General features: G+C 73.0%; 6 protein-coding genes and 1 pseudogene. All 7 read left to right on the top strand.

Annotated features, from left to right (window positions below):
* Nucleotides 1–357 precede the first annotated feature (357 nt).
* Nucleotides 358–822, top strand: coding sequence for a hypothetical protein (locus GA0115240_RS18135; RefSeq protein ID WP_093737718.1), 465 nt, complete (start codon nucleotides 358–360; stop codon nucleotides 820–822).
* Nucleotides 819–1,139 carry a winged helix-turn-helix domain-containing protein gene (locus GA0115240_RS18140; protein WP_093737719.1) on the top strand — a complete coding sequence of 107 codons (321 nt, stop codon included), beginning with the start codon at nucleotides 819–821 and terminating at the stop codon, nucleotides 1,137–1,139. Before GA0115240_RS18135 ends, GA0115240_RS18140 begins: the two co-directional genes overlap by 4 nt.
* A 99-nt stretch (nucleotides 1,140–1,238) precedes the next feature.
* Nucleotides 1,239–1,319, top strand: a pseudogene (locus GA0115240_RS38280) (tyrosine-protein phosphatase); the annotation flags it as partial.
* A gap of 64 nt (nucleotides 1,320–1,383) precedes the next feature.
* Nucleotides 1,384–2,169: a phosphotransferase gene (locus GA0115240_RS18145; protein ID WP_093737720.1), complete on the top strand. Its 786-nt coding sequence runs from the start codon at nucleotides 1,384–1,386 to the stop codon at nucleotides 2,167–2,169.
* A 332-nt stretch (nucleotides 2,170–2,501) separates the two neighbouring features.
* Entirely contained in the window at nucleotides 2,502–3,413 is a 912-nt protein-coding gene (locus GA0115240_RS18150) for an oxidoreductase (RefSeq protein WP_370673350.1), read from the top strand.
* 486 nt (nucleotides 3,414–3,899) lie between these two features.
* On the top strand, nucleotides 3,900–4,826 hold the full coding sequence (locus GA0115240_RS18155; RefSeq protein WP_093737722.1) for a hypothetical protein: 927 nt from the start codon (nucleotides 3,900–3,902) through the stop codon (nucleotides 4,824–4,826).
* On the top strand, nucleotides 4,820–7,371 hold a 2,552-nt coding region (locus tag GA0115240_RS18160; RefSeq protein WP_093737723.1), incomplete at its 3' end, for a M48 family metalloprotease. The genes GA0115240_RS18155 and GA0115240_RS18160, both read left to right, overlap by 7 nt.

Here is a 7,371-nt window from a genome sequence, read left to right on the forward strand (position 1 = left end):
GGAAAATACCTGCGTCAGGGGGCAGTTCCGACCATGGTCACTCGATCGAGGGCAAGTCGCTCACGAACAGCTGACGTTAGGGAGATCCGACAACTGCTTCCTCCGCAGGGCGGAGGCAGGGTTGCCGGCTCAAGGCTCGTCGGGCTCCCGGCCGGGACCGCGAGGGGGCCGGCCCGGCGGGCGGCGCGGTGTGGTCCGGTTCGGTCCGGTGGGCGGTGCGGTGCGGACGCGGGGCGGTGCGGACGCGGAGCGCTGTGGCGGCCGCAGGTTCCGCTCGCTCGCCGATGGCGCACCTGTTGACTTTCCGGGCAGGAAAGTGAGATCGTGGCTTTCCCGATGGGAAAGTGAGGTGCTGTCATGGACGATGTTGCCCCGGAGCAGGCCCGCAGCGCGCTCGACGTGGTCGAGCGCGCCCGGCAGGAGGTGGCCGAGGAGATCGGCCTGCCGCGTGGATACTGGTGGGCGATGGCGGCCGGCTGGGTCGTGCTGGGCACGCTGGGAGACGTGCTGCCGTCGTGGGCGGCCGGGATGGCCACGGTGGCCTTCAGTGTCGGGCACACCACGGTCGCCTCCCGTCTGCTGGACGGACGCCGTCGGACCGACCGGCTGCAGGTGAGTTCGGCGGTCGCCGGCCACCGCATCCCGCTGGTCGTCGTCGGCATGCTGGCCGGGCTGGTCGGCCTCACCGTGGCCGCGGCGGTGGCGCTGGACGCGGACGGTGCCGGCCATGCCGGGATCTGGGCGACGGTGCTGGTCGCGGCTGTCGTCGGGTTCGGCGGGCCGGAGATCCTCCGCGTCCTGCGCCGGTGGGTTCGGGCATGATGCCGGCGAAGTTCGACGAGCTGATCCACCCCAGCACGCGCCTGTCGCTGGTGGCGACCCTGGCAGCCGTCGACTGGGCGGAGTTCACCTTCCTCAAGGACCGTCTGGCCTTGTCGGACTCGGCGCTCTCCAAGCAGCTCACGACGCTCGAGGAGGCGGGATACGTCGTCACGGAACGGCGTTCGAGCGGCGGCCGCCGCAAGGTGCGCGCCCGCCTCACCAGCACCGGCCGGGACGCCTTCGACGGCCACGTGGCGGCGCTGCGGGAGATCGTCGCCGGCGGCATCGCGGCACCAACGGCGGGACATTCCTCCTGACAGCACCGGGCCGCCCGGCGGGCCGGCGGGGGAGCCCGCCCGCCGCCCGCTGGTACTTACGGCCCACCGCCGCCGACGCGCGCAACCTCCGCGACGCGGGCGGCTGGCAAGGACCGCACCAGCTGGACGAACGCGGTGCTGCTGACGCTGCTGGGCGTGCCCCGGGCCACCGTCGAAGCGTTGTCGGCGGGGTGGCAGTCGGCGGCGCGGATCGGCGGATCGGCACAAGCAGAGGGGGGACCTGATGGCGGCGGCAGGCGGGGAGGAAGTCCTGGCCGGCGGGGGCGTCAACCACGTCGTACGCACCGGCAGGTTCGTTCGGCGGCCGGCCGGCCCCTGGAGCCCTGCGGTGCACGCTCTCCTTGCCCACGTCCGTGCGGCAGGTTTCGCCGGGGCTCCGCTGGCGCACGGCTTCGATGACCAGGGGAGGGAAATCCTGGACCATCTGCCGGGCGACGTGCCGGACTACCCGCTGGCGCGGGCCGTGCGGTCGGACGCGGCCCTGGTAGCCGTGGCCGTGCTGCTGCGCGGCTACCACGACGCGACGGTCGGGTTTGTCCCGCCCGCCGGTGCCCGGTGGTACCGCCCCACGCGTGAACCCGCCGATGTCGTCTGCCACGGCGACATCGCCCCCTACAACTGCGTGTTCCGGCAGGGCCGGCCGGTCGCCTTCATCGACTTCGACACCGCCCACCCTGGCCCCCGGGTCTGGGATGTCGCGTACGCCGCCTACCGCTTCGTGCCCCTGACCGGCCCCGGCAACCCGGACTTCACGGCGCCGGTAGCCGAACAAACCCGTCGGCTGGCGCTGTTCGCCGACGCCTACGGACTGGACGCCGCCGCCCGCGTGGCGCTCCCCGTGGTCGCCCGGGGCCGACTGGCGGATCTGGTAAGGCACATGCACGACCGGGCGGCGGCCGGTGTGGCCGCCTTCGCGGAGCACATCGCGCAGGGGCACGATGTGCTCTATCGCGCCGACCAGGCGCACATCGCGGGCCATGAAGCGGCCTTCGTCGCGGCATTGCGCTGAGCGGTCAGGCAGCGCGACGCACGGCGGCGCGCCGAGTCGGCGGCAACGCGGCACCCCGATACGCGCGGACAGAACTCCTGAAGCGCCGCATTACGTGTGCGGCGTTCACGTATTCTCCAACGCCTCGGCGGTGCCGCTTCGTTCCGCGAATCCGTGTGAGATTTCCCGCCCGGCCCGTGCCTTCTCGCGGTAGCGACCGGGACTCCATACTCCGAGGTCGGCAGCGGTGAACTCGGCCCATCCTGGCGCCCTCAGGAAAGGACGCCGGCCGCGCCGAACGATCGGCACGCCCTTTTCCGGGCGCTCCCCATGCGAAGGAGAGGCAGGACATGGTGATTTCAGAACCGATGACGGCGGCTGCGGCAGGCACCTGGAAGCTCGGCGACCGGAAGGTCAATCGGCTCGGCTTCGGAGCAATGCGTCTGACGGGGAACGGGATGAGGGGGAACTCCGACGGCGCTCCGATCGACCGCGATCGCGCGATTCGTCTCCTGCGCGTGGCGGTTGAGCTCGGCGTGAACCATATCGACACCGCCGCGTTCTACTTTTCACCCGCGCGTTCGGCCAATGAACTGATCAACCGTGCGCTGGCCCCTTATCCCGAAGACCTGGTCATTGTCACCAAGGTCGGGCCGGGACGGGATCCGTCGGGCGCGTGGCTGCCCCCGGCCACGCCCGAGCAGTTGCGCGGCCAGGTCGAGGAAAACCTGCGTCAACTCGGCCGTGACCACCTCGATGTCGTGAACCTGCGCAGGATGAACCAGGAGTCGATCGCCGAGCACTTCGGCGCCCTGGCCGAGTTGCGCGACTCCGGCCTCATCCGCCACCTGGGCATCTCCAGTGTCAAGCCCGAGCATCTCGCCGAAGCCCAAGCCATCGCGCCGGTGGTCTGCGTGCAGAACTGGTACGGCCTCGACCGCCGGCTCTCGGACGCCAACGGTCTGCTGGACAGCTGCGGCGAGCAGGGCATCGCGTTCGTCCCGTACTTCGCGATCGCCGGTGAGCGGCGCGAGGCGCGTGCGAGCGACACGCACCACGACGAAGTGCTCGCCGTCGCCCGCGCACACCGCGCGACGCCCGCCCAGGTCCGGCTGGCGTGGACCCTGCACCGCGGACCGCATGTGCTGGCCATCCCGGGCACCGGCGACCCCGGCCACCTGACCGAGAACATCGCCGCCGGCGCACTGCGGCTCTCGCCGGACGAACTGACCCGCCTCCGCGGCCTCGACCAGAAGGCGGTGTGAGCCGGGCCCCGGTTCGGGCAGCCACCGGACCCGGGGGTGAGCGGCCTTCCCGCCGGAACGCTCATCGCGGATTGCGCACCGGAATTCCGGGCCATTTCCCGCACCGGCATCAGCGCCGGCATCAGCACCGGCACCGGCACTAGCCGCCACCGTCGCCGACCAGCCGGTACAGCGGCAAGAAGACCTTGTGGCTCCCGATCGGGGTCCCCGGAACGGATGTCTCGTCCGGTCCGCATATCCCGGCGCATAAATGCGGCGAGTTGATACGTGCCGGTCGGTCACCGTGCCCCATCCGAAACGCCAGCACCGTCTGACCCCATCTCACACCATCGGGGGAATTGAGGTTTCCCGGTGCTCCGTACCGGAAATCCCAGTGGCAAGAACGGTGCGCCGGTGGTGAATCGCGTCGGCGCGGCGCAATAAGTCTGCCGGGGGGCGGATGGATGGACAGCAGGGGGAATCATGAGAGCAATTACTCGGCGTACCATGGGCGGTCTTGTCCTGGTCCTGGCGCTGACCGGCGGTGCGAGCGCGTGCGGCTCCGGCACCGGTGACCGCCGTGCCACCGGCGCACCCACCGCCGCGGGGCCGACCCGGCCGACCGCGACCACCGCGCCGACCACGGCAACGACGACAACCGCGACAGCCACGACCACGACCACCGGCTCGGCCGAGCCGTCACCCACGTCCACGCCTCCCGGGAAAGGCGGTCAGCTCAGCGCCGCCCCGACCGCGAGCCGGCCCGGCACCACGTCGGCCCCCGCCGGTTCGCCGCCCGGGCACTCCCCGCACTCCCCGCACCCGCCGAAACCGCCGAGCCGCCCCAGCCGGACCCCGAGCGCCCGCCCGGCCACCACCCGTCCGCCGGCCACCCATGTCCCGTCGGCCGCCGACCTCAGGGCGGCGCTGCTCGCCGTCGCTGACGTCCCGGACGGATTCACCCGGCAGACCGGGCCGGCCCCCGGCTCGGGCGATTCGTCGCTGGCCGCCTGCCCCGTTCTGGCGTCCGACCCGAAAGGCGCGAGCGCCTCCGCCAGCGTGGTGTTCGCCGACGCCACCGGCACCTCGCTCAGCGAGACCCTGCTGCAGTACACCGGCAGCGGAGCCGCCCGCGCGATGGCGGCCTACCAGGGCATGCCCAGCGCCTGCGCCTCGTTCTCGGGCGAGGTCGACGGATTCGAGGTCTCCTTCCGCGCGGCGCCGCTCTCCCTGCCCGCCGTCGGCGACCAGTCGACCACCACCCGCTTCACCGGCACCATTCCCGCGCTCGGCGCGGCCCTGTACATGGACGTGCGGGCCATCCGGCACAGCGGGACCGTGATCGTCGTCTCGCACGACGGACTCGCCGTGGACACCGCGCTCACCCGCGACACCGCCGCCACCGCCTACCGGAAGGCAGCCGCGCGATGGTGAGCGACACCGGCGCCGCAGCAGGCGCCGCGACGGGCGAACCGGCCGCCGATCCGTCGGCCGCCGCCCGTTGGCGCAGAAGGCTGCTCACCGGCCCCGACGTCGTGCCGTCCGCGACGACCCTGCGGTTCGCCACGCTGGTCCTGGTGATCCTGGCCAGCACCGGCTCGCTGTACGGCTATCTCTCCCTGCTGGTCCACCCCGAGAGCGACCGGCAGGCGGCGCGGTGCATGTCGGCCGTGCGCCTGACCGGCGTCGTCAACGGCAAGGGCCCGCTCACCGACACCGCGGTGGTGCTGGGCTGCACCTCCCCGTACGTCGGCTCGCTCACCCGCTGGTCGCTGTCCGGAATGCTCCTGGTGGCCGCGATCAGCGCGGTCGCCTACGCCCTGACACCCTGGTTCATCCTGCACACCGCCCACCCCGCGACCGCCGGACTGCGCCGCGGCTCGCCGCGGTGGCTGTGGCGCCGACTGCCCCGGCTCCGGCGCGAGGGACTGACCCTGCTGCGCCTCGACCGTCCCGACCAGCAGGCGATGGGCGCCCGCGTGGCCGAACTGGCGGAGCGGGTCGGACCAGGGGGCGGGCCGCGACCGCAGTGCCGGCTCAATTCCTACGCGCGCGACACCGGCGCCCGCGCCTTCGGGCACCAGCGGCGGACCTACCTCAAGCTCGACGCCGGCCTGCTGCTCCTGCGGACCACCGATCCCCAGAAATTCGACGGCATCGTGCTGCACGAGTTGGGCCACCTCGCCAACCGGGACAACCGCCCCACCTACGTGACCTACGCGGCCTGGCGGACGTACGTCGCCGTCGTCGTGCTGCCCTTCCTGGTGGCCTTCTTCGCCCCCGGCGTCTTCCGGCACCCGGCGCACCCGAGCGCGTACGACGTCCGGGCGCGCACCCCCGACCTGCACTCCATCCTTGCGCTGGTCCTGCTCACCGGCCTGGTGTACCTCACCCGCAACGCTGTGCTGCGGGTCCGCGAGACACACGCCGACGCCCGCGCCGCGCTCACCGACGAGGCCGCGGTGCGCCGCGCCCTGGCGACCGGGGACCGCGCGGGGGCGGCGCCCACGCCCATCGCCCGGCTGCGGACCTCCGTCGGCCACCACCCCTCCCCACGACAGCGCGTCAGCGACCTCGACGACTCATCGGTGCTGTACGCGCCCGGTGTGCCGGCGGCGTTCGCGGCCGGCATGGCGATCTCGCTGATCGCCGTCAACCTCGGTTTCACCGGGTGGATCAGCTACCTGGTGTCTCCCTCCGGCCACGGCACCCCGGTCGCACACCTGATGCGGCGCATGGTCCGGGGCAGCGCCGGCTCGGTCCTGCTGGCCCAGATCGGGATCCTCGGACCTGCCGTCGCCGTCGCCCTGCTGCTGATCGTCGGCTTCGTCTGCGTCACGACGTGGCGGGCCCAACTCGGCGTACTGCCGGGGGGAATCCGTCCCTCACCGTGGCGGACCACGCTCCCGTTGACCGCGGGCCTGCTGCTGGGCCAGCCCCTGTCGGTCCTCTACGCCAATGCCGGCACCTGGGGCGTGTTCGCGGACGGGTGGACTCGGCAGTCGGCCGTCGTCGCCACCACCGCGCTCACGCTGGCCGTCATCGTGATCGTGCTCCACCAGTGGGCCACCGAAGCCGCCATCGCCTGGATACCCGTCAGCCGCCGTTCCCTGCGCGCCGGGATCGCCGCGACCATCGCCCTGGGCGCCCTCGGCGCGGCCCCGGTGTTCTTCGCCTGGTTCGCCATGCGGGACACCGTCAGCATCGTCGATGTCTCCCTGGGCGATCCGCCGGCCGCCATCAGCCACTGGGCACTGGCCGCCGGCGGCTACCTCAACATCCTCCCGCTCGACTACTTGTCGGCCCTTCCGGGATGCGCCCCGGCGCTGGCGCTGCCGGTGCTGTTCGTCATCGCCGGTGCGTCCCGGCGGGCGCTGCCGGTCGCTCCCGACTGGGCGCGGGAGGCGCTCGGCCCCGACCCGGAGCCGCTCGCCCGGCCGGCCCGCCCGGCCCGGTCGCGCCGGCCGGTGGTCGTCGCCTCCGTCGCGGCGCTCCTCGCCGTCGCCGGCTCCTTCGGGTTCGTCCTCGTCCTGCAGGGGGTTGTCGGGGGTGCCCGGCTGTACGCCCACGTCCCGGACGAGGTCACCTACGTCTCGATCGTCACCGAGTGGATAGCGATCGCCGCCTGCGCCGGGGCGGCCTTCGCGGCCGGCCGGGGACCGGGCGGCAGCCGGCTGTCCCGCGGGCTGCTGGCCGCCCTGATCACCGCCGCCCTGGCCGGGCTGGCGATGCCCGCGCCGGTGTACATCGGCGTGTGCGGTACGAAGGCGTGGAACTGTGTGAGCAACCGGCCGGACGTCTACCGCGTCCTGTTCGGCTTGATGAGCCAGACGGTCGCGGTCGCGGGTGTCGCGCTGGCCCTGTGCGCGCTGCTCCTGGCCCGGCTGCTCCCGCCGCCGCGCCCGGTCCCGCCGCTACGGCTGGGTCGGCTGGGCCGAGTGGTCCCGCCACCCGTCCGGCGCCCGGCTGCCGAGGGCCC

It is taken from the genome of Streptomyces sp. DvalAA-14 (assembly GCF_900091855.1).
In the GTDB taxonomy this organism is placed as follows: Bacteria; Actinomycetota; Actinomycetes; order Streptomycetales; family Streptomycetaceae; genus Actinacidiphila.

Bases quoted from the DNA above. Each gene is read 5' to 3' on its own strand.
- GA0115240_RS18135 (WP_093737718.1), top strand. From the start codon at position 358: ATGGACGATGTTGCCCCGGAGCAGGCCCGCAGCGCGCTCGACGTGGTC.
- GA0115240_RS18140 (WP_093737719.1), top strand. From the start codon at position 819: ATGATGCCGGCGAAGTTCGACGAGCTGATCCACCCCAGCACGCGCCTG.
- GA0115240_RS18145 (WP_093737720.1), top strand. From the start codon at position 1,384: ATGGCGGCGGCAGGCGGGGAGGAAGTCCTGGCCGGCGGGGGCGTCAAC.
- GA0115240_RS18155 (WP_093737722.1), top strand. From the start codon at position 3,900: ATGGGCGGTCTTGTCCTGGTCCTGGCGCTGACCGGCGGTGCGAGCGCG.